The organism is Bacillus sp. LB7, from assembly GCF_030449715.1.
Lineage (GTDB): Bacteria > Bacillota > Bacilli > Bacillales > Bacillaceae > Bacillus > Bacillus paralicheniformis.
Genome location: NZ_JASGCA010000002.1, coordinates 435,298 through 458,791 on the forward strand (window position 1 = coordinate 435,298; position 23,494 = coordinate 458,791).

The window sequence follows — 23,494 nt, forward strand, 5'->3', positions numbered from 1 at the left end:
GGTGAGTCATGTTGAAGGGTGATTTTTGGACTATTTAGATTTTCGGTCCCGGCCTTTAAGAGGATGATGCGTCTGCCGGAAATAGGCCTTTGTTACTTTTTTGGGGGCGCATTCCAGCTTTACAGGGGAAAAAATAAGCAATCCACCCTATTTAAGTAAGATTGCATCTATTCTACTATTATATAAATGGAGAAAATGTAGCGGATGCACTGGTGCCATCCGTCTATTTGAGTATTTCCCTGAGGTGAATCATATGAGTCATGAGAGCACATTGAATCATATCCACAGCACGATTAACCAAAAGCTGGCTGATGTAGAAAGCCGGATTGAACGTGTCAAAACAGCAAAAAAGGAGATTGAGAAAGAACACGAAACCGGGATTGTCGAGATCAGACAAATCTTGCACCCTCATCTGAACAGCCACTGGACGGGGGACTTCGCCAATGATTTTGATGACGAACGGGATGAAGCTCATACATCAATGTACAACATCGTGAACGGAAAGTACGAAGGCTATATTTCACAGCTGGAGAGAAAAATTTTTGCGCTGGAAATTGAAAAACACAGCCTTGAATTGGCGGGAGCGGCAGCTAAAGAGGCGGATCATTTGCTTTCTCTCGGAGAAAAAGCGGTTGATCAGTTGAGCGATAAACTCCGCTCAATCAAAAACAGTTGGAGCTGGTTTTAATGACGACAATCAAGCTGAAACATGAAGCGGTCATCAAAAAGCTGGAGGCCGTAAGAGAGGCGCTCGATGCCCTAGACCTGCCAAATCCTCCGAAAGCGGCGGGGAAAAATAAATTGACATATGTGACAAAGTGCCACGAACGCGAGCAGAACATTCATCAGATGGTGGCCGATTACAAAAAAGCCGTACACAAAAACATAAAGGATACGAAGGAAAATGTCGATTTGCTGAAAGAGCAGGACAAAGCAATCGCCAGAAAATAGCCCTTAGGTTAGAGAGGACAATTCAATGAAAGTATTTGAAGCGCATTCTTTAATTGAAGCAGCGAATAACCGCAAGAAACAATACGAAACCTTTGAGGATCAACTGCAGACGCTCAAAAAAGCGTTTCTTGGGGTCGCTGATTTAGGTGAAAATTTTCAGGGGAAAGGTGCCGACAACATTAAAGACTTCTACAAAGGACAGGCAGAGATCGTAGACAGCTGGTTAAAGCTTGTTGAAGCGCAGATTGCTTTTTTTAAAGGTGTATCGGGTGATATAAAGGACAAAAAGCTGTCCGATTCTTATGTGGAAGTCTCTTTTTTGGATCATGAACTGAAAAACGCTGATTTGAAAGCGACGGAAATCGTCTCGGGGCTCAAGCTGGAAATGGATAAAATCATCGCAAGTATCAGCGATATCGTTGACTTGGACAATTGGACGCTCGACGATTATATTGATAAAATGTCTAAAGCGCAAACAACCCGGCAAAACACCATCGACGCCGTTAATCAGCTGGATGAATCGCTCAAGACCGAATACACAAACTTACAAGCGCTCGACAGCGCTGTGCTCGGCAAATATTCCGGGCTGATGGAAGCTACAAGCCACGGAAAAACCGCCTCGCCGATGTATTTTAGCTTGAAATCGTTCCACTCAAGCGAGATCTATAAAAATACGATAGAAGTCGAAAATCAAGCCGCCAATTATATTGAATTCAAAAATGAACAGGCAGAAGCGCGCAGGCTTCAGGAAAAACAAGAAGAAGAAGCGAACAAGCCTTGGTATTTAAAAGCGCTTGACGCAGCCGGAACATTTGTCGGAGAAGTCAGCGGGTATTATGATTATAAGAGAGCCGCTGAAGGCGTCGACCCGGTCACAGGAGAAAAGCTGACAGACGGCCAGCGTGTCGCCGCCGGAGCAATGGCGGCAGCAGGATTTATTCCGATTGTAGGGTGGGCAGGCCGAGCCTTCAAAGGCGGCAAAGCCATTTATAAAACAGGAAAAGGACTCATCGCCGCTGAACACGCGCTTGACGCTTACAAAGCCTCAAAAACGTTGAACGTCTTGAAAATGACGGAAATGGGCGCCTACGGCCTTGTCGCTTCAAATGGGTTCTCAGAAGCCGTCACGGGCAAGGACATGTTTGGAAACAAAGTTTCTGAAGAGAGGCGGAAACAAGGCCTGATCGAAGCAGCTTTGAGTCTCGTCGGTGCAGGTGCTGTCGCAAAAACGGCAAACCACGGCGCTCAAACATTGGCCAAAACGGCCGGCAAAAACATTCCGCTCGCCAAATCGCCAAAAGTGGCGCTGGTACAAAAAGGAAACAACATCCTTGAAAAGGTGAAATCCTTCCAAGTTCCGACAAACGTCCGCGTCTACGTCGAACAGCCGGCCTCGGCAACAGGCCACCGCATCGGCACCCCAATTGTGCGCGTGAATGTGGAAAAAACGCCGGTGAAAGAGCTTGGGATTGTGAAGATGGTGAGTGGTGGGGGGAACGTCAGTAAGGGAGCCAATAGGACTGGTAGTAAAATAGATGTTGGAAAAGCTGATTTAGATGTTCTACGCCAAAAATGGAATGTTCCTAAAACTGACACTGTTGCGGTTGGAAAGACAGATGTGGAAGGTTTGGAAAATTTAGTATTTGAGGGTGGATCGCCTAAAGTTAGAAAAGAAGCCGGCCTTCCCGATTTAGACTCAGTAATGCCAGATAGACCTATAAAATCTCCGGGAAAAATCGCAAGTGCAACAAGACATGCTGAAGAAGGCGTGTTAAATGACTTTATAAGCAAAGTAGAAGCTTTAGGAAAAAATCCTGCTGAAATAACAGGAACATTAAAAATTCACCAATCTAATCCTAAAGGAGTTTGTCCAACCTGTATTCAAGGACTAAATAATCCGAATGTGCCATCTGGAATATTTAAGCAATTCAGCAATGTGTTTCCTAATTTAACGATAGAAGTAACTTCTGAGACTATTCAAGGAATCAAGCCAAATGGAAGATTGAATTTAGTTATTAAAAATGGTGAATATATTTAATTGAGGAGTGTAGTAGATGTTTCAAGAGTGGGAAGAATTGAATGATCATTTAAAATCTGCATATTATTTAGGACTTTGTGAAGCAATAGTTCCTACATTAAAACAATCAAATGATTTCAATTATATAAAAGAAGCATTAGATGCCTGCTGGAAGTGGCTTGAACACAAGAATATAGAAGCAGACGATCTTTATACTTACCTGGAAAATTTAGATGACACAGGGATTTTAACTTTAATGCAGCTTGAATCAAATGAAGATGATCTAGATGCTTGGATATGTATTGCTGATGCAATATCTTATACAATATACAAAGCATATAAATATCAGAAAGATGAGTATTTACCTGAAACCATCGAATCTATTGATTCTTACGAGTTATTTGAGGAATTTCATAGTCACTTTAGTTTATTATCTAAAAATCCAGGTCAAAAAGAAAAAGCTTTTTTGAAGTTTTTGAAAAAAGAGGGGTCAGAAAAAGTTTCCAGGGAGAGTATTCAAGATTTTTTACTTAATAGTGCAGAATAAAAATAAGAAAGTTGGGATATCCCAGCTTTCTTATTTTGAATAGGAATATCTAAAGAATTTTATAAAAGTGGAAAAAAGAAAAAGCTCCCTATTTGGAACAGAGGCGGTGAAACCGAAGAGTTATTGAAAAGGTGGTTATCTAAATGAATTTTGGTAAGAAGACTCAATTAGTCGAAGAAGTAATGAGCTTTATTCGTAATAACAAGATGTTTTTCAATAAGAACTTTAGTGTACCTAATTTGCAAGTCATTAATAGTTTTAGTGATGCGCAAAATTTTGCTTGGTCACAAGATTTAAATGAAGTTGATACAGTGTGGGAGAATGTTAAGTCATTCGGAACTGAAAATATTGTAGAAAAGATATACGATTTAGACTTAGCTACTCAGCAAGATGAATTATACGAGTATTTCGGTGACTATGAAAATTACTCTGAAAATTTTCTTCCGTTTGATTATGTAGATATTCATGAGGAGATTGAAGGAGACCTCACAATGTGTGCTTTAAATCGGTTGGTCAATGGAAAAACAAATAATTTTTATGAAAAGGTTTTTGAGATATATAAAGAAGGCGGATGGCCTTGCGGTTGGAAGCGGACATATCCTAAAGGGGAATTTATTGTCTTTGTCCCATCTAGTAGCAACGAATAAGAAAAAATAAATATAATCACTTGCAAACCTTGATTGGCCGTATGCTTTTCAAGGCTCTTTGAAAATTTGAGACAGTTTAGTGATAACAAGTTAATGTATATAAAGGTAAATGAATTACAACGAGAAAGTTCAGCTTATCACTTCCTACAGTTAGAGCATAAAGAAAAGCGTCTACGTAGAACAGCCGACCACATCGGCACTCCAATTTTCCGTGTGAATAAGGGGGGAATCATGGATAATATTTTTTTGGGCAATTTACAAAATGAAGTTAAAGCAGGATTTGTTTTAACAGTTGCCGAAAGAGTATTTTCTGTAATCAGCATAGACGATGAAAGGTATCCGGAAGGAAGACAAGCATTGGACAAATGTTGGTTATGGGTTGAATCTTATGCCGTTACTGGTGATGACTTATACGAGCTTATTGATAACGCAGACTTTACAGGAATTTCAGAATTTGCTGAGGAAGAAGAAGACTTGAATATTGCTAGGCTGTGGTCACTATTGGTTGATGCTGTCGCTTATACTTCTTGGGAAGCTTATAAAAAAGAAAAAGTAAAATATTTACCACAAGCTTTAGAAGGTATAAATAAAGATAGCATTACCATCTTTTTAAACAGTGCAGTGGAAACTGGTTTTATCAGATCGAAAGAGGTTGAAAAGATTAGAAAGGGCATTGAGGATTATCAGAGTACAAACGAGGAGATCCCCACAAAAAGAGAAGAGTTTATAAAGTTATTTTAATTAGGAAAGAACTCAATCGTAAGTTTAATATATGTTTATTAACCGCTCCTAAAGTTAAGAATAAAGCACTTGATTGTCAAGCAAAGGGGATCCAATTCTTATATGGAAGACCCTTTTTTGGATCATGAACTGAAAAACGCGGATTTGAAAGGGGCGGAAATTGTCTCGGGGCTCAAGCTGGAAATAGATAAAACACCTAAAACACTTAGGACATGCTCAACTAACTCATGCTGAATCTTACGCAGGGCTTATGAAAGATGCGGAAGAGTAACAAGCCAATAATAATTGAGACTACCAAATAAGGTGGTATGAATATGATCACTTATAATGGACCGGTTGAAGAACCAATTGAAAACCCGAATGATGATTTTATAAGAAGTATTATATTTGAAAAAGGCGAGGATTATTGGAAGCAAGGAAGCGGTGATTCATGTTTTGAAGTAGTGGGCTGTGATGAATGGTTAATTTTCTTTTATAATGAACCATATGGTTTCTTTATAATGAGACATCCAGACTACCTAGTTCCAATGAATAAAAATGTTGAAATAGAAACGGTGGAACATTTAGTAGGTGGGGAGCCAATGAAGGTTCCGTCTTGCAGTTATGTGGATCGTGACTTAGCTTACCGTATAATTAATGAGTTTATTACCACTAAATCAATGCCGACTTTTATAGAATGGGTAGATTTGTATGAAATAGACTTTGACCAAGGATTTTGATTAAGAAAACAGTAACTCCTATTTTCGAAAGGCTTTATTGAGTTATGACGGGACAATAAAATATGATTTTATAGAAACTTTGATTGGCAATAGCTTGCAAGGTTTCTTAATGCATGGATAGTTGAAAAAAGAAATCAATATATGATTATTCATATTTCATTTTGTCATACATAAAAGACAAGAAGACGATCATGATTATTGCTTGCTCCAAGTAGGAGAGCTTGTGGACACAGTCCTTTGTATTCTAGTGTCGGCAGTTTGGTCTGTGTGAAATAGAATGATCCTCCATCATCATCTATTGCAAATAGTAAAGTACTGACACATTATTTGTATAAAACTTGGAAGTAAAACAATTAAGAGGACAAGACCTGAACTCAAGAGATGAATATACAAATCAGGAGTGAACACTTTGTCTAATTCCAAAAAATCATTAGAACCTATAAATATACCAAGCGGCTGGCTCATTAAATATAATAATTTAACCGTCACTCAAGAACAAGTTGAACCAAATACCAAATTATTAGAATTAGAAAAACAAAAATATCATGCTGCGGTTAAAATCATGAAAGGCCAGGATGAATATCTTATTCATATTTATGATAATCATAGAGAAACGATTGACACAATCCATGTTGAAGATCGCCGGCAGTTAGTGAACGAATTGGAACGGATCAATTTGGAAAATTGAAGCGGCGGCATTTGGAGGAAACATTTTCATTTTTGAAGGACCTCCTGACTATTTACGTCTGAGAATTCCTCAAGGATGGACCGTCTCTTATAATAAACTAATTGATATCGATCCAGATCAGTTAGAGGAAGACAGTGATGACTGGTTTAACTTTACGTCATCATTATTGCAGTTGGAGCATAAAGAAAGCCGCTTGATTTTAGATGTCGGCTGGTACATAGATATTGATCCTTCAGGCACTTTTTATATGCTGTTAATAAAGAATCAGGACTGGGAAAACCCGTTAGAAGACATGGAAACGAGAAGACCGGAAAAATTAGTGGCCCATATAGAAGCCACCCTGCAAAAAGCAGGGGAACTTAAATATAAATAGCCAGCTGATAATCAGGGAAAGTTGTATTCCATGCATCCGGAGCCGGCCGCGATATGTTTGGAAATCAATTATCTGAAGAAAAGCGTAAACAAAGCCTGATGATTGCAGTGGCTATTGGGGGTATGGGTCACTATTTGAATCGTGTACATACCAGAAATATGCCTGTTTCTTATTCACCTGTAAATAGGAGTAAAGCAGATAAAAAGGTTACAGACATGATTGATAGCGCTAATCGAACAGTTGAAAAGGTAAGTCCATCAACTGATGTGGTTACTTACAGACGAGTTCAAGGCGGAATTCCACCAAATGCAAGCAGGGTTCGTATAGATAAAATGGCAGAGTTAGTATTCCAAATACAGTTCCTGCTCCATGGATGGAGTGGATAGAAGAGTACGCTGCTAATGGCAGGATAATAAAAAATGAGTGACTGAGAACGTTAAGGGGGGGGGGGAGAGCTAAAATGTTATTAGAACCAACGTATGCTGAAAATATAATAGTTGGGGTTGTTTATAATAACGCATGGAACTGGTATGTCACAGAAAAAGATGTATGGTTTTTAGATTATAATAAACTCGACGAGGCCTACAAAGCTAAAGGGTTTCAACTAGATGATTTCATTGATGAGAGTGAGCTTTAAATCATCTGATGCATGAAATTTTTCAACACAATGCAACTGATGATCTGTTAGATTTCAGTCCATCATTATTAATTGATTTTGATAAGCGAAAGTTGTATTCCATGTACCCAGAGCCGGCATCTTATGAAGAATATGTACCGAATAACTGGAGCGGGATTTATGAGGACTTTACAAGTCTAGTTCCTGCAAATCAAAAGTATTGGATCAATCATAAAGGGAAAAGTTTATTTTCAAAAAGATAGGAGAGTGTCTTATGAATAGTCATGATACGGTAACCATGTTAAATGAGGAATTTGTGAATGATCAGACAGGTGAAAAGGTCGAAGGCATTACGATTATCATAGATGGACAATTTAAACAAGTTCTAGATATCATTAAAGCCAAAAGCGACAGTTATGAGAATTACACTGAGGTCATACGGGACGCTGTTTTTGAGGGTGTAAACAGTATGACGATGAAGCTGAGAAATAAAGAATAATAATGAATGATTAAAACATACCCCGATTTACCAAAAGACAAACAGAGCTCCCCATTTTTTGCTTGCTGAGGGGTTCTTTTTTTATATGCTGATCATTCTATAAGACATCTTACTGTCCCGGCTTATCCCGGTATGAATCAGTAACTTTGAATGAACTGAACAATTTAGATATGATCTGGTAAAGGCGCTTAAAAAAATGGGATGATAGAAAGTTGGTATTTAAAGATGAACATCAACAACATACACGATTTTAATTTAAACCAAGAAAATGACTTTTTAACGATACAAACAAAACTAAAAAAACATATCAATCTAGTAAACTCCATCAGTAAAGACGATCTGCAAACCTGTGCGGGGGTTGATTTAGCTTATTGGGAGGAAGATGGTGAAGCGTTTGGTGTCTGCAGTATCATCGTGCTGGATTTTCATACGAAGCGTGTCATTGAAAAAGTAAATAGTGCAGGGAAAATCGATGTGCCTTATATCGCGGGGTTTCTTGCTTTTAGGGAGCTGCCGCTTATTATAAAGGCGGCTAAGAAGCTGACGATTGAACCGGATGTTTTTTTATTTGACGGGAATGGCTATCTCCATTTTAACCATATGGGGATTGCGACACATGCGGCGTTTTTTCTCGAAAAGCCAACGATCGGCATTGCGAAAACTTACTTGAAAATAAAACAAACTGATTTTGTGATGCCTGATAATAAATTCGGCGCTTATACCGATATTGTGATTGATGGCGAAGTCTACGGACGTGCGGTGCGGACAAGGCAAGATGTCAAACCGATTTTTCTATCATGCGGACATTTGCTTGATTTAGACAGCAGTTATGACATCGCGATGAGCCTGATCAATCGAGAAAGCAGGCTGCCGATTCCGGTTCGGCTCGCGGATCTTGAGACACATGCTTTACGTGCGTACTACAGAGAAAATCAAAAATTGGCCGAGTAGAATGTTGATTTGCTGTTCCAGCTTGGAAACTACAGCGATTTTTTATATGATAGTAAAAGAAAAATGAATCTAGAAAAGTTGTGATAATTGTGAATGAATTGAAGTTATCGAAAAGGCTGCAGACTGTGGCGGAATACATAACAAAAGGGGCGGTTGTGGCTGATATCGGGTCTGATCATGCGTATTTGCCTTGCTATTGTGTGTTGAATCGCCTGGCAAGCGCCGCGATCGCCGGAGAAATCACAGATGGTCCTTTTCTTTCTGCGAAACAGCAGGTTGAGAAACTGCAGTTAAGTTCGCTCATATCCGTAAGGAAAGGAGACGGGCTTGAAGTGATTGAAAAGGGCGAAGCTGATGTGATCACGATTGCCGGAATGGGGGGCTCGCTCATTGCTCACATTCTAAAAGCGGGCAAGGATAAGCTCTCAGGTAAGGAACGTTTGGTTTTGCAGCCGAATATCCACGCTCACCATATTAGAGAGTGGCTCTATCAGGAAGGCTATGCACTGATCAATGAAGAAATCCTTGAAGAAGACGGCAAGTACTATGAGGTTCTTGTCGCGGAAGCGGGCGATCGGGATGCGGCTTACGATGGGGTTTCCTTTGCGGCAGGCATGCTTGTCGGCCCATTTTTGGCCAAACAACAAAATGCTGTTTTTATCAAAAAATGGTCGCAAGAACTGAAACATACAGAAAACATCTATCAACAAATTGAAGCGGCTCCTCCGAGTGCAGAAAATCAACAAAAATTGCTTGAGCTGTCAGAACGGATAGAGATCTTAAAGGAGGTACTTAGAAGATGACAAAAACGATAAACGGGCATGAAATCATTCAATTGTTTGAACAGTTCTCACCTAAGTCTTTAGCCGTTGAAGGCGATAAAATCGGCCTGCAAATCGGCACGCTGAACAAAACGGTGGCTAATGTCATGGTCACGCTTGATGTTCTCGAAGAAACGGTTGATGAAGCGATTGCAAAGAACGTTGACTTAATCATTGCGCATCATCCGCCTGTTTTCAGGCCGCTGAAACATGTCATCACAGATCAGCCCGGGGGAAGGCTGATCGAAAAGTGCATCAAGCATGATATCGCCGTTTATGCGGCTCATACAAATCTCGATGTCGCTGACGGCGGAGTCAATGACATGCTTGCGGAAGCGCTGGAATTAAAGAACACAAAAGTGCTCGTTCCGACCTATGAAGAGCCGCTGAAAAAACTTGCCGTCTATGTCCCGAAAGATTATGAAGAACAGGTGCGCGCAGCGCTTGGAGACGCCGGAGCCGGTCATATCGGCGCCTACAGCCACTGTGCGTTTTCTTCAGAAGGAGTCGGCAGCTTCAAGCCGCTGTCTGAAGCCGATCCGTTTATCGGCAAGCGGGGCGAACTTGAACGGGTCGAAGAGGTAAGAATCGAGACCGTTTATCCGTCAGGTATTGAAAAATCCGTGATTAAAGCGATGAATGAGGCCCATCCGTATGAAGAAGTGGCCTTTGATATTTACCCCGTCGAGCAGAATCCGCTCCAAAAAGGGCTGGGCCGTATCGGTGAATTGAAAGAAGAGATGACACTTGGAACATTTGCCAGCTATGTAAAAGAAAAGCTGGAAGCGAACGGAGCGCGGATGGTAGGCAAGTCTGATGCGAAAGTAAGGAAGGTCGCTGTATTAGGGGGCGACGGTAACAAATACATCCATCATGCAAAACGAATGGGCGCCGATGTATATGTCACAGGAGACCTTTATTTCCATACGGCGCACGATGCTATGATGATCGGGCTGAATGTGGTCGACCCCGGACATTATGCCGAACAAATCATGAAAAACGGAGTTGCGAAAAAGCTGACGGCGATGTGCCGGGAGAAAAAATACGATGTCGCCGTCTTTCCATCAGATACAAATACGAACCCGTTTACATTTGTATAAAAACAAAACCTGAAGCTGAAGAGCTTCAGGTTTTTGCTTTTACTTTAGGCAAGATTTTTTGAAGAGGTACTTCGTGACTGATCTGCCATGTTGACGGGTCTTCATGATCAAATTGTTCTAAAAAGCGGATGACTTCTTTTGTAATCGGGGTCGGGGTCGAAGCGCCGGCCGTTACAGCGACGGTTTCCACGCCGTCGAGCCATTCCAGCTTTAATTCGCTTAAATCGCCGATCCGGTATGCTTTCGTACCTGCGATTTCTTCGGAGACCTGGGCGAGACGGTTCGAGTTATTGCTTTTCGGATCGCCGACAACGATTGTCAAGTCGGCTTTTTTCGCCTGCTCGGATACCGCTTCCTGACGCACTTGGGTGGCCAGGCAAATCTCCTGGTGGAATTCAACATCCGGATATTTTTCTTTTACTTTTTCCATAATATCATGGACATCCCATTGGGACATCGTCGTTTGGTTCGTGACAATCAGTTTCTCCGCATCAATGTCCAGCCTTTCCACGTCTTCTTCGGTTTCAACAAGATGAACGATATCCGGGGCGACACCGACCGCTCCTTCAGGCTCCGGGTGTCCTTTTTTTCCGATGTAGATGACGTGATAGCCGTCCGCTTTCATTTTTCGGATTAAATCGTGTGTTTTTGTCACATCAGGGCAGGTGGCGTCAATCGCGACAAGACCTTTATCCTCAGCTATTTTGCGGACTTCAGGCGAAACGCCGTGAGCGGTGAAGATCACCGTTCCTTTGTCGACCTGATTCAAAATCTCAAGCCGGTTCGGACCGTCAAGCGTATAAATGCCCTCTTTTTCAAATGCGTCGGTGACATGTTTATTGTGAACGATCATACCTAAAATATATATAGGTCTCGGCAGACTTTTATCGAGAGCCGCGTTTTTGGCGATGACCATGGCGTCGACGACACCGTAGCAATAGCCGCGCGGCGATATTTTAATTACGTTCATTCTTAGTCCTCCTATAAAGAAGTAAGAGCCGGGCATGATAAAAAGCCGTAAAAAACGGCTTATTTTTGCAGTCTCTATAGACCTCATTATATCTGATCCCGCAGGAGATATCAAAGAATGTTATACATACAGTTTAGGTTTTGATCCTCCGGTTTTTCTTTTTGCAGACGGAGGGGCTGAACGGCTCTGTTTTTTTCTGATTTCTTCGGCTTTGGATTTTTCGGGTGTTTTGGAAGATACTTTTATTTCTTCTTTCTTTTCGCCGCTCGTTTCGGTCTTGTTGTCCGGTTCGTCTTTTTGTTGTTCGCTGTCCTCCGCTTCAGTATCATCGGAATTCAGCTGTCTGAACATTTTCACCATGCCAGGGAGATTGCGGACGAGGGGTCCGTATTGCTGAATCATCGGCGTTACTTGCTGGGCTACACCGAGCGCTTTTTGAACATTGCCGAGCATGTTAGAAATGGTAGCCGGATTGGCAAGACCTTGAATGCCTCCAAGGCCGCTTCCGGTTCCGCCGAGGCCCGCACCTGTTCCCCCGGACGCGGCAGATCCGGGAAGAAATTTCGAGAGCAACCCCTGAATCCCTCCTCCTCGCGCGCCTGCTTGCTGCTGGGCGGCGCCCAGCGGCTGAAACATTTGCTGCAGGCCGCGGGGCTGCGCTTGAGGGGGCTGCATTCTCATCCCCTGATGTCTCGGCATCAAGGCTCTGCCGGGCCTTTGCGGCATCTGCGGTCTTGGCTGATTTCTCATCGGCTGTTGCTGAAACATACTTGTACCTCCTTTCAAAATCCTTCTCTTGATAGGGTATGCACCAACGGTGGCGAAGTGCCTTTGCCGCCGGCCCGAATAGGGCGGGGGTGATGGTTTTTTTCCGCAGGATCAGTTATAATTTAATGATGGACATGATATCAGCCTTTTTTTAAGCAGTGCGGCATAAAAAAGGATACATAAGCGCACAATTCAGCCATATAGGATAAAGCTTGGATCGCCGGAATAAAGGCTTTCCAAGAAGGAGTTGGGAAAATGAAACAAACGAAATTTGAAATGTACGATTTAAAGCCGTTTATTATAGAGGCTGTTCACCACTTGGGATTTTATGAGCCGACTGATATTCAAAAGCGGTTAATTCCTGCGGCGCTGAAAGGGGAGAGTGCAATCGGGCAGTCGCAGACAGGTACGGGAAAAACGCATGCCTATCTGCTCCCGCTCTTAAGCAGGATCGATCTTGAAAAAGAGTTCGTTCAAGTCGTGATTACGGCTCCGACAAGGGAGCTCGCCAACCAAATTCATCAGGAAGTCCTGAAAATCACCAAATTTTTAGGGCCTGATGAAGCGGTTCGTTCTAAATGTTTCATCGGCGGGACCGATAAACAAAAATCGATTGACAAATTAAAAACGCAACCTCATCTGGTGGTTGGTACGCCGGGGCGAATTGCAGATCTGATCAGGGAGCAGGCGCTCGATGTTCATAAAGCCGGTTCGCTCGTTATCGACGAGGCGGACTTAATGCTTGATATGGGATTTTTGGAAGATGTCGATTTTATCGGATCGCATATGCCTGAAGGCTTGCAGATGCTCGTATTTTCCGCAACGATTCCCGAAAAATTAAAGCCTTTCCTGAAAAAGTACATGGCCAATCCGAGGTATGCGCATGTTGAGCCGAAGCACATCACGGCCGAAAAAATCGAACACGTGCTCATACCTTCCAGACACAGGAATAAAAATGAGCTGCTGCTCGAGGTTATGACCCATTTAAATCCGTATTTGGCGATTGTTTTTGCCAATACAAAAACAACGGCTGACGAAATCGCCGCTTACCTGGCGGACAAAGGGATGAAAGTCGGGCTTCTTCACGGAGGGCTTACGCCGCGGGAACGAAAAAAAGTGATGAAGCAAATCGGCGATCTGGAATTCACCTATATCATAGCCACTGATTTGGCTGCAAGGGGAATCGATATTAAAGGCGTCAGCCATGTCATTAACTATGAACTGCCTGACGATCTTGATTTTTACGTTCACCGCGTCGGTCGTACAGCGCGCGCCGGAACATCCGGAACAGCGATGACGTTTTATGATACATCTGACGAAGATGCACTTGTGAAGCTAGAACAGATGGGAATCGTGTTTGAAAACATGAGGCTTGAAAAAGGCGAGTGGAAAAAGATCGATGACCGCAAGCGCCGTCAGAACCGAAAAAGAACGCCTGATGAAACGGATGAAGTCGCCAAGCGGCTTGTGAAAAAACCGAGAAAAGTCAAGCCCGGATATAAGAAGAAAATGCAGACGGAAATCAATAAAATAAAAAGACAGCAAAAAAGAAAGCAATTTAGAAAAGGAAAGTAGGGGAAACAGTTTTGTTGAAAATCGGTTCACACGTCTCAATGAGCGGAAAACATATGCTGCTCGCGGCCAGTCAGGAGGCAAGCTCCTACGGCGCCAATACATTTATGATCTATACGGGAGCGCCGCAAAACACGCGCAGGAAAAAAATCGAGGATTTGAATATTGAAGCAGGAAGGGCTCATATGGAGGAGAACGGCATCTCTGATATCGTCGTTCATGCCCCGTATATTATCAATATCGGCAATACAACAAATCCGGCCACATTTGAGCTCGGTGTCGAGTTCCTGCGTTCTGAAATTGAAAGGACATCGGCGATCGGCGCCAGACAAATCGTTCTTCACCCGGGAGCTCATGTAGGTGCGGGCGCAGAAGCGGGCATACAAAAAATCATCGAAGGATTGAACGAGGTCATCGACCCGAATCAGAATGTGCAGATCGCTTTGGAAACGATGGCCGGCAAAGGTTCAGAATGCGGGCGGTCGTTTGAGGAGCTGGCACAGATCATCGAAGGCGTTACACACAATGAACATTTATCCGTCTGCTTCGATACATGCCATACCCATGACGCAGGTTACGATGTAGTATCCGACTTTGACGGTGTCTTAAACGAATTCGATAAAATCGTCGGAATCGACCGTTTAAAAGTGCTTCATATTAATGACAGCAAGAATGTCAGAGGCGCGAGAAAAGACCGTCACGAAAACATCGGATTTGGAGAAATCGGTTTTGATGCGCTTCAATACATCGTTCACCACGATCAGCTGACATATATTCCGAAAATCCTTGAAACGCCTTATGTAGGAGAAGATAAAAAGAACAAAAAGCCGCCGTACCGGTTTGAAATTGAAATGCTTAAAAATAAACAGTTTGATGAAGGGCTGCTGGAAAAAATCAAGCAGCAATAAAAAAGGGGGGCGTATCAGCTCCCCTTTTTATGATACGTATTGAGAAAACAGCTGGTTCAAAAGCTGCACCGCTTCTTTTGAAGTGACCGCTTCCACCTGCTTGAGCAGTTTATTGCGTTCTTCCTCATTAAAAATATTGATGTTTTTTCCTTTCACAAGCTTTTCTACTTCAAGCGCCTGTTTTCTTGTTACATGAATTCCGTATTGTTTAGCGTACTTCAGCACCTCGTCAGCCGTGACCTGATTTAAACGCTGTAGCACGATTTTTTGAAATAAAATCACGTCCATTCCTCCCCTCTGAACTAATGTATGGCGTAAAATTAAAAATGTGTCATTTTTTTATTTCAGTCTGTTAAATGATATGATGATGATAAGGGACGGTTTGGCCAGTTTGGGAAAAGGAGAGACAGAATGGCAAATACCACAAAACAGCATAAAAAAGAATCAGCGGTCAAAATGGCATTCCGGATCGTCATGATTCTCGTCGGGGCTGCCTGCGCAGCCGCCAGCATCGAATTATTTTTAGTGCCGAACAACATCATTGATGGGGGCATTATCGGCATGTCACTAATATTGGACTACATTTTTAAAGATACTCCGTATATCAACTTCGCACTGCTCGTCGTCGTTCTTAACATTCCGTTTATGTTTTCAGGCTACAAGCACATCGGAAAAACGTTCTTAATTTCAACCCTGATCGGAATCATCAGCTTGTCAATTATCGAAACCTTGTTGCATCATGTAGAAGGGGTTACGACTCAGCCCGTCCTGGCAGCCGTATTTGGCGGTCTTCTGCTCGGATTCGGCGTAGGGCTTGTTATTCGTAACGGCGGTTCTATGGATGGAACTGAGATACTCGGCATTTTGCTTACGAAAAAGCTGCCGTTTTCAGTCGGCGAATTTGTCATGTTCGTCAATGTCTTTATTTTTGCGTGGGCAAGCTTTGTATTCGGCCTTGAGCAGGCTATGTTTTCGGTTATGACATACTATATTGCGATGAAGACGATCGACGCCGTTATTCAAGGGCTTGATGAGACGAAAGCGGTTATCATCGTTTCAGATCAATACGAGGAGATTTCCGATGCGCTGCTGCATCGCCTCGGCCGGGGAACGACCAAGCTCAAAGGGAAAGGCGGCTATTCCGATGAGGACACAGAGGTGATTTATGCCGTTGTGACCAGGCTTGAAGTGACGAAGCTGAAATCGATTGTTTTCGATATTGATCACAATGCTTTTATTACGATTATGGACACGCACGAAACGCGTGGAGGAAAGTTCAAAAACGCCATCCATTAGGCTTTCATTTACTTTTTTTTAGTTTATATGTATAATTTAAAGATGAACTGGTCAATCGTGAAAATGGCTTGCTGCTTTTCGGCTGCCATTTTCTTTTTGTGCGATAAATCGTAATGATTCTGGAGAGTTTGAAGGTGAACGTATTGAAACAACCTATTATTGAAATGAAGCATGTATCATATTCCTATGATCATCGAAATGTGATAGAAGATATCAATTTAAACATTGAAGAAGGGACTTTTCTCGGCTTGGTCGGTCCAAACGGATCGGGAAAGACGACATTGCTGAAATGCATTCTCGGGCTGATTAAGCCGCAGACAGGCGAACTTAATTTGTTCGGCGTCCCTCTCAGAAAATTTAAGGACTGGAGCAAAATCGGCTTCGTATCCCAAAAAGCAAACAGCTTTAACACCGGTTTTCCCGCTTCAGTATATGAAGTGGTGGCAAGCGGTTTAACAGCGAAGCTCGGCTTATTCAGGCGCATGTCTAAAGCCGATAAGCAAAAGGTGGATGAAGCGATCGAAGCCGTCGGCATCACGTCCTTGAAAGACAGAAACATCGGTGAGCTTTCGGGAGGACAGCAGCAAAGAACTTTCATCGCGAGAGCGCTTGTGAGCGAACCGAAGCTGCTCATTCTTGACGAGCCAACGGTTGGAGTCGATCAAAAAACAGTTGAAGGGTTTTACAAGCTGCTGGAGAAGTTGAATCGTGAAAAAGGCATTACGCTCATTCTTGTCACCCATGATGTCGGCACGGTTTCCGATAAAGTCACACACGTTGCCTGCATGAATAAACATCTTCATTTTCACGGCAATACAGAAGAGTTTGAGTCCATGACAGATCAAGACTTGTCTCAATTTTACGGGCATGATGTTCAAGCCATCAGCCACAATCACCATCATCATGGAGGACACGAATAATGCTGACACCTTTTTTTCATTATGAGTTTTTGCAAAACGCTTTTATTTCAGGAATATTAATCGGCCTCATCGCGCCCTTGCTCGGTGTATTCATCGTTGTCAGGCGCCTGTCGCTGATCGCGGATGCGCTCAGCCACGTTTCTTTAGCCGGCATAGCGGCGAGCCTGTATGCAGGCAAACAGTTTGCAGTGCTCGCCGGGGTCAGCCCGATCTATTTCGGAATGGCGTTTTCCGTTGCCGGCTCTTTGATCATCGAGAGGCTGAGAACGGTTTATAAACATTATCAGGAGCTGGCGATCCCGATTATCATGTCGGGAGGAATCGGGATTTCCGTTATTTTTATTTCGCTTGCGGACGGATTTAATACGGATCTGTTCAGCTATCTATTTGGCAGCGTCAGCGCTGTTTCGCGGGAAGACATGCTGGTGATCGTCGGAATTTCCGCAGCCGTTCTGATCGTGGTGTTTTCCCTTTTTAAAGAGCTGTTTCTCCTGTCATTTGATGAAGAGCATGCAAAAGCTTCGGGGATTTCCGCGAAGTGGATTCATTTTATATTTATTTTGATCGTTGCGCTTGTGATCGCCGCCTCTATGAGAATCGTCGGTACGCTTCTCGTTTCAGCGCTGATGACGCTCCCTGTCGCTGCGAGCATGCGCATTGCCAAGGGGTTTAAGCAGGCGATCTTCTTATCGATCCTATTCGGTGAACTTTCCGTCATCGTCGGCCTGGTGCTTGCTTATCATCTCGATCTGGCGCCGGGGGGAACGATCGTGATGCTGTCGATCTTTATCCTGATACTGTGCATCAGTTATAATAAAATCAAAAGGAGGATTCGCCGTGAACGTACAGGAAGCGCTTGATTTACTGAAGGAAAAAGGATATAAATATACAAGCAAACGGGAGGATATGCTTCAGCTGTTTAGTGATTCTGATAAATATTTAACGGCGAAAAATGTCCTTTCCGCTTTAAACGATGATTATCCGGGGTTAAGCTTTGATACGATCTACAGGAATTTGTCGCTGTTTGAAGAACTCGGCATATTGGAAACGACTGAGCTTTCCGGTGAAAAGCTGTTTCGTTTTAAATGTTCTTCTGCTCATCACCACCATCATTTTATTTGCATGGTGTGCGGCAAAACGAAGGAAATCGAACTATGTCCGATGGAAAAGCTGACAGACGATCTTGACGGCTACCAGATCAGCGGCCATAAGTTTGAAATTTACGGAACGTGCCCGCGATGCGAAGAAAATAGCACGGAAGCGCAGTAAAGAAAAGCGGCATATGGCGTTTAAAGCCATATGCCTTTTTAACGCAAAAGCATGTAAGAGACTTTATCTTACATGCTTTTTGCGCCTTTAATCGTTTTCGCGTTCTTTTTCAGCCATTCGGCGGCTTCAAGCCAGCTGTCGACTCTGACGATGTTTGAATCGGTTGGAAGCTGATTGTACGGCGTATTAAACAACAGAACCGGAATGCCTGCTTCTTTTGCAATCATGGTTGCATTCCCGTGGTGGTCCTCAAAGAAAACATCGATTTCATGCCTGAAGACGGCTTCCAGTTTATCGTGTCCGCCGACAAGTTCTATATGGTCATAATGAATGTCGCGTTTCTCGAACCAGTTAAAGGTGATATCCTCCAGATGGTGTCTTCTTGCCGTAATGTATATCAGCTTATGCTGTTTTTTCAGCTCATCCAGCGTCTGTTTGGCATATTGAGCCAGCAGCGCTTCCTGATAGATGCGGGGCTCGTTTTCGTTCATCCATTTCCAAAAATCTTCTTGGGATATATTCAGCAGCTTTGTTAAGTCATATTCCTTAATATCTTCCAATGTAATGGAGAGGCTGAACGACTCGTTCAAATAGGGAACAAAAGTATCCTGGGCAGTAATCGTTCCATCAATATCGATTCCTAAATGTAACATGTCCACACTCCTTATCATCCATTCCTCCAGTGTATCATAATCTTTTAACATTTACAGTAAAGTTTAGCAAACATGAATCGGGCTAAAATGCTTAAACTATAAATGCTCCTTTATGGATTAAAGAGGGGGGATATCGAATGGAAAGAGATCAAAATGTTCGCGATCGTAACCGGGCCGGTTATGATGCTGACCTAGTCGATGCGACTTTAGATAATGATGACTTTTTAGAAGAAACAGCAGCAGAAGTTGCCCCGACTTATCGTACAGATAACAGGGACAACGGCGAAGCGCGTAACGATGCCGATGCTGCCGGCGGACGTGTAACCGGATATATCGGGCTTGCGCTTTCGATTATTTCCTTGTTTATGCTTCCAGTGCTGTTAGGAATTGCAGGGATCATTGTCGGTTATATAGCCAGAAGACAAGGAGCAGCTGGCTTAGGAGCATGGGCAATGGGTATCGGTGCAGTTTCCTTGGTGCTTGGCATATTCATCACCCCGTTTTTCTAACGGAAAAAGCTTGACGGATATCCGTCAAGCTTTTTTTATTATGTGTTTAATTTTTCTTTTTCGGCCGCTTGTTTGGCATAATGCTCTTCGGCGAGCTTGTCGATTTCTTTTTTCAATTCCTCGACCATCGTTTCCTCAGGCACTTTCCGGACGATTTCGCCTTTGCGGAACAGGAGGCCTTCGCCGCGTGCGCCGGCAATTCCGATATCGGCTTCGCGCGCTTCTCCGGGACCGTTGACGGCACAGCCGAGAACGGCAACTTTGATCGGCGCCTTGATTTTAGCGATGTAATCTTCGACTTCATTGGCGATGCTGATCAAATCGATTTCGATCCGGCCGCAAGTCGGGCAGGAAATCAATGTCGCCGCATTGGAAGCGAGCCCGAAAGATTTCAGGAGCTCCCTGGCGACTTTTACTTCTTCGACCGGGTCCGCGCTTAAAGAAATCCGCAATGTATTGCCGATTCCTTTTGAAAGGATCGCGCCGAGACCGGCGGCGCTTTTCACCGTACCGGCAAACAGCGTTCCCGATTCGGTGATGCCTAAATGAAGCGGATAATCGAATGCTTTTGCCGCTTTTTCGTACGCTTCAATCGCCAGATTTACATCAGACGCTTTCATGCTGACGATGATATCGTGGAAATCGAGATCTTCAAGAATTTTAATGTGGTGCAGTGCACTTTCGACCATGCCGTCTGCTGTCGGATAGCCGTATTTCTCAAGGATACGTTTTTCCAGAGAGCCCGCATTGACGCCGATCCGGATCGGAATGCCCTTTTCCTTCGCTGCATTGACAACCGCTTCAACCTTTTCGCGGCGGCCGATGTTCCCAGGATTGATACGGATTTTATCGGCTCCGCCTTCGATCGCTTTTAAAGCCAATTTATAGTTGAAATGAATATCCACGACAAGAGGGATGGATATCCGCTTTTTGATCTCAGGAATCGCGTCTGCAGCCCGTTCATCAGGACAGGCGACGCGGACGATTTGACATCCCGCTTCCGCGAGTCTGTTGATTTCGGCGACGGTTGCTTCAACGTCATGTGTTTTCGTTGTTGTCATGCTTTGAATGACGACTTCGTTATTGCCGCCTATTGTTAAAGGTCCCACTTTAACGGGACGCGTTTTTGTACGATGTGTGATTTCACTCACTTGAATTCGCTCCTTAAGTATAATTCGGAGGCGGTTGCTCCTTTTCTTATACCAAATCGTTTACAAGTCTTATTGTAACAGCCCGTTCATGAAACTGACAAGAAATTAACGCTTATTCAGGATAAACGGGAAACTTGTAGGTGACGCCTGCTTGAATGCGGCTCGCCTTCACATTCGGATTCAGCGCTTCAAAATCTTCGGCTATTTTGTCGGCCGGAACGGCGCTGTTCCCGATGATTGAAAATACGGTCTGTCCGGGTTTGACGGTAACGGTCTTATATTGCAGGCTTGCAGCCGGAGCTTCCGCTGCCATGGTTGAAGCCGGCAAGGCGTTTTGAGGGATGGTGCCTGATTTCAAGTCATAATAAACAATGAACAGGGCGAGCAAAATCGAAAACAGCACAATCACACGTTTCATCTGATTTGTCCCCATTTCGTGCATTTTTTATTATGTTACGCTTGTCCCTCTTTCAACATGACAATAAATTTGCTCCTGCCCGTTTTACCTTGCTGCTTTAGAAGCCGGCGTCTCTTTAATGGCGAGAAACAGGATGATAAAGTTCACAAACCAGTTCAGGAGAAACTGACTTGGAACCACTGCCTCCAGCGCGTCCATAATTGCAAAAAACACGGTTGCGAGCGTGATCGAATAAGCAGACATCACCCAAAGCTGTTTATAAGAGAGCATTTTCTTCTGACCATTGCGAATGATCAGCCCGATGACGGCAAGAACCGAGACATCAATGAATTTTCCGGCTGCCGTCGCCAAAAACAGCAGAACGCATAAGACGGGAACAATCACCGATTTATTTTGATCAACTAAAGAAAGGATATCATCCTTAGACATGTCCTCGGGAAGCATTGTGTATGGCATTTCCTGGACTTGGCCGTCAATGGCGATAACGAACTTATCTTTCAGGATGCCGACGGAATTCCGTTTGTCTTCAATCTGTTTTGTTTTATAAGAGCCGCTCGGATCAAAAACGATGACAAATCCGAATGACTGTGATTCAATCGCTTTCTTTGCATCTGTTTGCAGTGAGCCGTCTTTTATGGAGAAATCGGGGAATTCTTTCACAGCTGACTGAAAGCTGTTCATTGTATTCACCACTCCGCTGCTGATATGGTAAAGGTTCGGGAGAGCGGCGATGATGCTGAGCAAAAATACGTATAAAATCGTTCTCCCTATGCCTTGGAAACGCATTTTGCCAATCGCGTGAGGGGAATATGTACTTTTAAAAAATCGCTGAAATAAATTCATTCGTTTTTCACTTCCTATTTCTATAATGTATCTGCATTATTGTATCGTCACAAAAGGACGAATACAAGAAAACTTATCGATCAACAGGGGTTCTGGAAGTTTCCTTTTGGAAAAATGGGTATAATATGAAGCATCACAATCGATTGGAGGGGATTCGCATGGATGTTTTATATTGGATCATCGTTGCGGCGATGTTCATCATTGCGTTCATCGGCCTTGTTTATCCCATCATTCCGAGCGTCGTTTTCATCGTAGCCGGCTTTGTTCTATACGGATTTTTATTTACATTCGGGCATTACTCCTACTTATTCTGGATCATTGAAGGCATTTTTACAGCCGTATTGTTTGCCGCCGACTATATTACAAATCTCCTCGGTATTAAGCGCTTCGGCGGCAGCAGGGCGGCGATATGGGGCAGCACGATCGGCCTTTTGATCGGACCGTTTGTGATACCGGTGGCAGGCATTATTTTGGGGCCTTTTATCGGGGCCTTGGCAGGTGAGATGATTGTTCATCAGAAGGATATCAAAACTGCCGCTAAAATTGGAATCGGTTCGCTGATCGGTTTTATTTCCGGAGTTTTAGCTAAAAGCGTGATCCAGTTAATCATGATCGGCTACTTTTTATATACTGTGCTTTAAATTTTTCCCTGCATGTTTAAAAAGAAGGTGAAAAGGATAAAGTTTAGTGAGCGCTTGAAATGCACTTGTGATCATTTTGTGAGCATTTCCATTGAAACAAGCCTTTTCTTTTGATACATTGAAAGAGGAAAGGCTTGCTAAAGGCGGCATTTCAATACATACAATATTAAGGAGGAATTGATGATGGCTTACAAACTTCCAGAATTACCTTATGCTTACGATGCGTTAGAACCACACATCGACAAAGAGACGATGAATATTCACCATACGAAGCACCATAACACATATGTTACAAAATTGAACGAAGCGGTGGCAGGCAAACAGGATCTTGAAAGCAAATCTGTTGAAGAGCTTGTTGCAAACCTTGATGCTGTACCGGAAAACATCCGCACAGCTGTCCGCAACAATGGCGGTGGACATGCCAACCACTCATTGTTCTGGAAACTTCTTTCTCCAAACGGAGGAGGCGCTCCGACTGGTGAATTGGCAGAAGCGATCAACGGCAAATTCGGCAGCTTCGATCAATTCAAAGAAGACTTTGCCGCTGCAGCAGCTGGCCGTTTCGGCTCCGGCTGGGCATGGCTTGTTGTCAATAACGGAGAGCTTGAAATCACAAGCACGCCAAACCAAGATTCTCCTCTTTCAGAAGGCAAGACTCCTATTTTAGGTCTTGACGTATGGGAGCACGCATACTACCTGAATTACCAAAACCGTCGTCCAGATTACATTAAAGGGTTCTGGAACGTCGTTAACTGGGATGAAGTTGCACGCCTTTACAGCGAAGCAAAATAATCCAGCTTGAGAAAAGAGGCCCGCTTAATAGCGGGCCTTCAGACCGTTGACAAAATAGGTCGGATTTCTATGATCCGACCTATTTTTGTCCATTTTGTTCTATTTTTCCGACGA

The 23,494-nt window shown here is 43.4% G+C and carries 30 protein-coding genes and 1 pseudogene; 24 read left to right on the top strand and 7 right to left on the bottom strand.

Features of this window, described 5'->3' with window-relative positions; translation table 11 throughout:
* Nucleotides 1–253 precede the first annotated feature (253 nt).
* From QMZ64_RS04765 to QMZ64_RS04835, 15 genes and pseudogenes are all read left to right on the top strand, one after another.
* Nucleotides 254–688 (top strand): YwqH-like family protein, encoded by a 435-nt coding sequence (locus tag QMZ64_RS04765; protein ID WP_020452232.1) that lies wholly within the window; start codon nucleotides 254–256, stop codon nucleotides 686–688.
* Nucleotides 688–951, top strand: coding sequence for a YwqI/YxiC family protein (locus tag QMZ64_RS04770; RefSeq protein WP_025811144.1), 264 nt, complete (start codon nucleotides 688–690; stop codon nucleotides 949–951). Before QMZ64_RS04765 ends, QMZ64_RS04770 begins: the two co-directional genes overlap by 1 nt.
* A 25-nt stretch (nucleotides 952–976) precedes the next feature.
* The gene (locus QMZ64_RS04775) at nucleotides 977–2,989 is read left to right on the top strand and encodes a ribonuclease YeeF family protein (protein ID WP_301441147.1); all 2,013 of its coding nucleotides are present in this window, start codon (nucleotides 977–979) and stop codon (nucleotides 2,987–2,989) included.
* A 16-nt stretch (nucleotides 2,990–3,005) separates the two neighbouring features.
* Entirely contained in the window at nucleotides 3,006–3,515 is a 510-nt protein-coding gene (locus QMZ64_RS04780; protein WP_065644182.1) for an Imm6 family immunity protein, read from the top strand.
* A 143-nt stretch (nucleotides 3,516–3,658) separates the two neighbouring features.
* Nucleotides 3,659–4,162 carry a cytoplasmic protein gene (locus QMZ64_RS04785; RefSeq protein WP_265626293.1) on the top strand — a complete coding sequence of 168 codons (504 nt, stop codon included), beginning with the start codon at nucleotides 3,659–3,661 and terminating at the stop codon, nucleotides 4,160–4,162.
* A 231-nt stretch (nucleotides 4,163–4,393) separates the two neighbouring features.
* Nucleotides 4,394–4,903 carry an Imm6 family immunity protein gene (locus QMZ64_RS04790; RefSeq protein ID WP_265626294.1) on the top strand — a complete coding sequence of 170 codons (510 nt, stop codon included), beginning with the start codon at nucleotides 4,394–4,396 and terminating at the stop codon, nucleotides 4,901–4,903.
* Between the two features lie 314 nt (nucleotides 4,904–5,217).
* Complete coding sequence (locus tag QMZ64_RS04795) at nucleotides 5,218–5,622, top strand: hypothetical protein (RefSeq protein WP_265626295.1); 405 nt, start codon at nucleotides 5,218–5,220, stop codon at nucleotides 5,620–5,622.
* Nucleotides 5,623–6,031: 409 nt separating this feature from the next.
* Nucleotides 6,032–6,310 (top strand): hypothetical protein, encoded by a 279-nt coding sequence (locus QMZ64_RS04800; RefSeq protein ID WP_301441148.1) that lies wholly within the window; start codon nucleotides 6,032–6,034, stop codon nucleotides 6,308–6,310.
* Nucleotides 6,311–6,482: 172 nt separating this feature from the next.
* Nucleotides 6,483–6,683, top strand: coding sequence for a hypothetical protein (locus QMZ64_RS04805; RefSeq protein ID WP_301441149.1), 201 nt, complete (start codon nucleotides 6,483–6,485; stop codon nucleotides 6,681–6,683).
* A gap of 53 nt (nucleotides 6,684–6,736) precedes the next feature.
* The gene (locus QMZ64_RS04810) at nucleotides 6,737–7,069 is read left to right on the top strand and encodes a hypothetical protein (RefSeq protein ID WP_265626297.1); all 333 of its coding nucleotides are present in this window, start codon (nucleotides 6,737–6,739) and stop codon (nucleotides 7,067–7,069) included.
* 74 nt (nucleotides 7,070–7,143) lie between these two features.
* Nucleotides 7,144–7,562, top strand: a pseudogene (locus tag QMZ64_RS04815) (hypothetical protein).
* Between the two features lie 11 nt (nucleotides 7,563–7,573).
* Nucleotides 7,574–7,798 carry a hypothetical protein gene (locus QMZ64_RS04820; protein WP_265626299.1) on the top strand — a complete coding sequence of 75 codons (225 nt, stop codon included), beginning with the start codon at nucleotides 7,574–7,576 and terminating at the stop codon, nucleotides 7,796–7,798.
* Between the two features lie 225 nt (nucleotides 7,799–8,023).
* On the top strand, nucleotides 8,024–8,749 hold the full coding sequence (locus QMZ64_RS04825) for an endonuclease V (RefSeq protein ID WP_265626300.1): 726 nt from the start codon (nucleotides 8,024–8,026) through the stop codon (nucleotides 8,747–8,749).
* 155 nt (nucleotides 8,750–8,904) lie between these two features.
* On the top strand, nucleotides 8,905–9,552 hold the full coding sequence (locus QMZ64_RS04830; RefSeq protein ID WP_301441155.1) for a tRNA (adenine(22)-N(1))-methyltransferase: 648 nt from the start codon (nucleotides 8,905–8,907) through the stop codon (nucleotides 9,550–9,552).
* Nucleotides 9,549–10,670: a Nif3-like dinuclear metal center hexameric protein gene (locus tag QMZ64_RS04835; RefSeq protein ID WP_265626302.1), complete on the top strand. Its 1,122-nt coding sequence runs from the start codon at nucleotides 9,549–9,551 to the stop codon at nucleotides 10,668–10,670. The genes QMZ64_RS04830 and QMZ64_RS04835 overlap by 4 nt, the downstream gene beginning before the upstream one ends.
* Nucleotides 10,671–10,695: 25 nt before the next feature.
* Here QMZ64_RS04835 and QMZ64_RS04840 read toward each other — a convergent pair whose 3' ends face one another.
* Together QMZ64_RS04840 and vrrA are read right to left on the bottom strand one after the other, a co-directional pair.
* Nucleotides 10,696–11,640, bottom strand: coding sequence for a 4-hydroxy-3-methylbut-2-enyl diphosphate reductase (locus QMZ64_RS04840; RefSeq protein ID WP_265626303.1), 945 nt, complete (start codon nucleotides 11,638–11,640; stop codon nucleotides 10,696–10,698).
* Nucleotides 11,641–11,760: 120 nt separating this feature from the next.
* Nucleotides 11,761–12,408 carry a VrrA/YqfQ family protein gene (vrrA, locus tag QMZ64_RS04845; protein WP_265626304.1) on the bottom strand — a complete coding sequence of 216 codons (648 nt, stop codon included), beginning with the start codon at nucleotides 12,406–12,408 and terminating at the stop codon, nucleotides 11,761–11,763.
* A gap of 255 nt (nucleotides 12,409–12,663) precedes the next feature.
* Between vrrA and QMZ64_RS04850 the strand changes: the two genes are divergently transcribed.
* Together QMZ64_RS04850 and QMZ64_RS04855 are read left to right on the top strand one after the other, a co-directional pair.
* Entirely contained in the window at nucleotides 12,664–13,983 is a 1,320-nt protein-coding gene (locus QMZ64_RS04850) for a DEAD/DEAH box helicase (RefSeq protein WP_265626305.1), read from the top strand.
* An 11-nt stretch (nucleotides 13,984–13,994) separates the two neighbouring features.
* Complete coding sequence (locus QMZ64_RS04855; RefSeq protein WP_301441150.1) at nucleotides 13,995–14,888, top strand: deoxyribonuclease IV; 894 nt, start codon at nucleotides 13,995–13,997, stop codon at nucleotides 14,886–14,888.
* A 27-nt stretch (nucleotides 14,889–14,915) separates the two neighbouring features.
* Here the strand turns inward: QMZ64_RS04855 and QMZ64_RS04860 are convergent, their stop codons facing one another.
* The gene (locus tag QMZ64_RS04860) at nucleotides 14,916–15,170 is read right to left on the bottom strand and encodes a DUF2624 domain-containing protein (RefSeq protein ID WP_023855226.1); all 255 of its coding nucleotides are present in this window, start codon (nucleotides 15,168–15,170) and stop codon (nucleotides 14,916–14,918) included.
* A 129-nt stretch (nucleotides 15,171–15,299) separates the two neighbouring features.
* On the opposite strand from QMZ64_RS04860, the gene QMZ64_RS04865 reads away from it, so the two are divergent.
* From QMZ64_RS04865 to zur, 4 genes are all read left to right on the top strand, one after another.
* The gene (locus tag QMZ64_RS04865) at nucleotides 15,300–16,184 is read left to right on the top strand and encodes a YitT family protein (protein WP_265626307.1); all 885 of its coding nucleotides are present in this window, start codon (nucleotides 15,300–15,302) and stop codon (nucleotides 16,182–16,184) included.
* Nucleotides 16,185–16,327: 143 nt separating this feature from the next.
* Nucleotides 16,328–17,104, top strand: coding sequence for a metal ABC transporter ATP-binding protein (locus QMZ64_RS04870; protein ID WP_023855223.1), 777 nt, complete (start codon nucleotides 16,328–16,330; stop codon nucleotides 17,102–17,104).
* Complete coding sequence (locus QMZ64_RS04875) at nucleotides 17,104–17,964, top strand: metal ABC transporter permease (protein WP_023855222.1); 861 nt, start codon at nucleotides 17,104–17,106, stop codon at nucleotides 17,962–17,964. The genes QMZ64_RS04870 and QMZ64_RS04875 overlap by 1 nt, the downstream gene beginning before the upstream one ends.
* Nucleotides 17,942–18,373, top strand: coding sequence for a zinc uptake transcriptional repressor Zur (gene zur, locus QMZ64_RS04880; RefSeq protein WP_243943104.1), 432 nt, complete (start codon nucleotides 17,942–17,944; stop codon nucleotides 18,371–18,373). Before QMZ64_RS04875 ends, zur begins: the two co-directional genes overlap by 23 nt.
* 68 nt (nucleotides 18,374–18,441) lie before the next feature.
* Here zur and QMZ64_RS04885 read toward each other — a convergent pair whose 3' ends face one another.
* A complete protein-coding gene (locus QMZ64_RS04885; RefSeq protein ID WP_265626308.1) occupies nucleotides 18,442–19,026 on the bottom strand; it encodes a hypothetical protein in 585 nt (194 codons plus the stop codon).
* A gap of 137 nt (nucleotides 19,027–19,163) precedes the next feature.
* On the opposite strand from QMZ64_RS04885, the gene QMZ64_RS04890 reads away from it, so the two are divergent.
* Nucleotides 19,164–19,535, top strand: coding sequence for a DUF4190 domain-containing protein (locus QMZ64_RS04890; RefSeq protein ID WP_301441151.1), 372 nt, complete (start codon nucleotides 19,164–19,166; stop codon nucleotides 19,533–19,535).
* Nucleotides 19,536–19,573: 38 nt separating this feature from the next.
* Here QMZ64_RS04890 and ispG read toward each other — a convergent pair whose 3' ends face one another.
* The 3 genes from ispG to QMZ64_RS04905 form a co-directional block, all read right to left on the bottom strand.
* A complete protein-coding gene (gene ispG, locus QMZ64_RS04895) occupies nucleotides 19,574–20,692 on the bottom strand; it encodes a flavodoxin-dependent (E)-4-hydroxy-3-methylbut-2-enyl-diphosphate synthase (protein WP_085959519.1) in 1,119 nt (372 codons plus the stop codon).
* 106 nt (nucleotides 20,693–20,798) lie between these two features.
* Nucleotides 20,799–21,104 carry a LysM peptidoglycan-binding domain-containing protein gene (locus tag QMZ64_RS04900; protein WP_020452212.1) on the bottom strand — a complete coding sequence of 102 codons (306 nt, stop codon included), beginning with the start codon at nucleotides 21,102–21,104 and terminating at the stop codon, nucleotides 20,799–20,801.
* A gap of 84 nt (nucleotides 21,105–21,188) precedes the next feature.
* On the bottom strand, nucleotides 21,189–21,947 hold the full coding sequence (locus QMZ64_RS04905) for a DUF1189 domain-containing protein (RefSeq protein WP_265626309.1): 759 nt from the start codon (nucleotides 21,945–21,947) through the stop codon (nucleotides 21,189–21,191).
* A gap of 158 nt (nucleotides 21,948–22,105) precedes the next feature.
* On the opposite strand from QMZ64_RS04905, the gene QMZ64_RS04910 reads away from it, so the two are divergent.
* Nucleotides 22,106–22,588 carry a DUF456 domain-containing protein gene (locus tag QMZ64_RS04910; RefSeq protein WP_243943110.1) on the top strand — a complete coding sequence of 161 codons (483 nt, stop codon included), beginning with the start codon at nucleotides 22,106–22,108 and terminating at the stop codon, nucleotides 22,586–22,588.
* A 183-nt stretch (nucleotides 22,589–22,771) separates the two neighbouring features.
* Complete coding sequence (sodA, locus tag QMZ64_RS04915) at nucleotides 22,772–23,380, top strand: superoxide dismutase SodA (protein ID WP_065644171.1); 609 nt, start codon at nucleotides 22,772–22,774, stop codon at nucleotides 23,378–23,380.
* Nucleotides 23,381–23,494 lie beyond the last annotated feature (114 nt).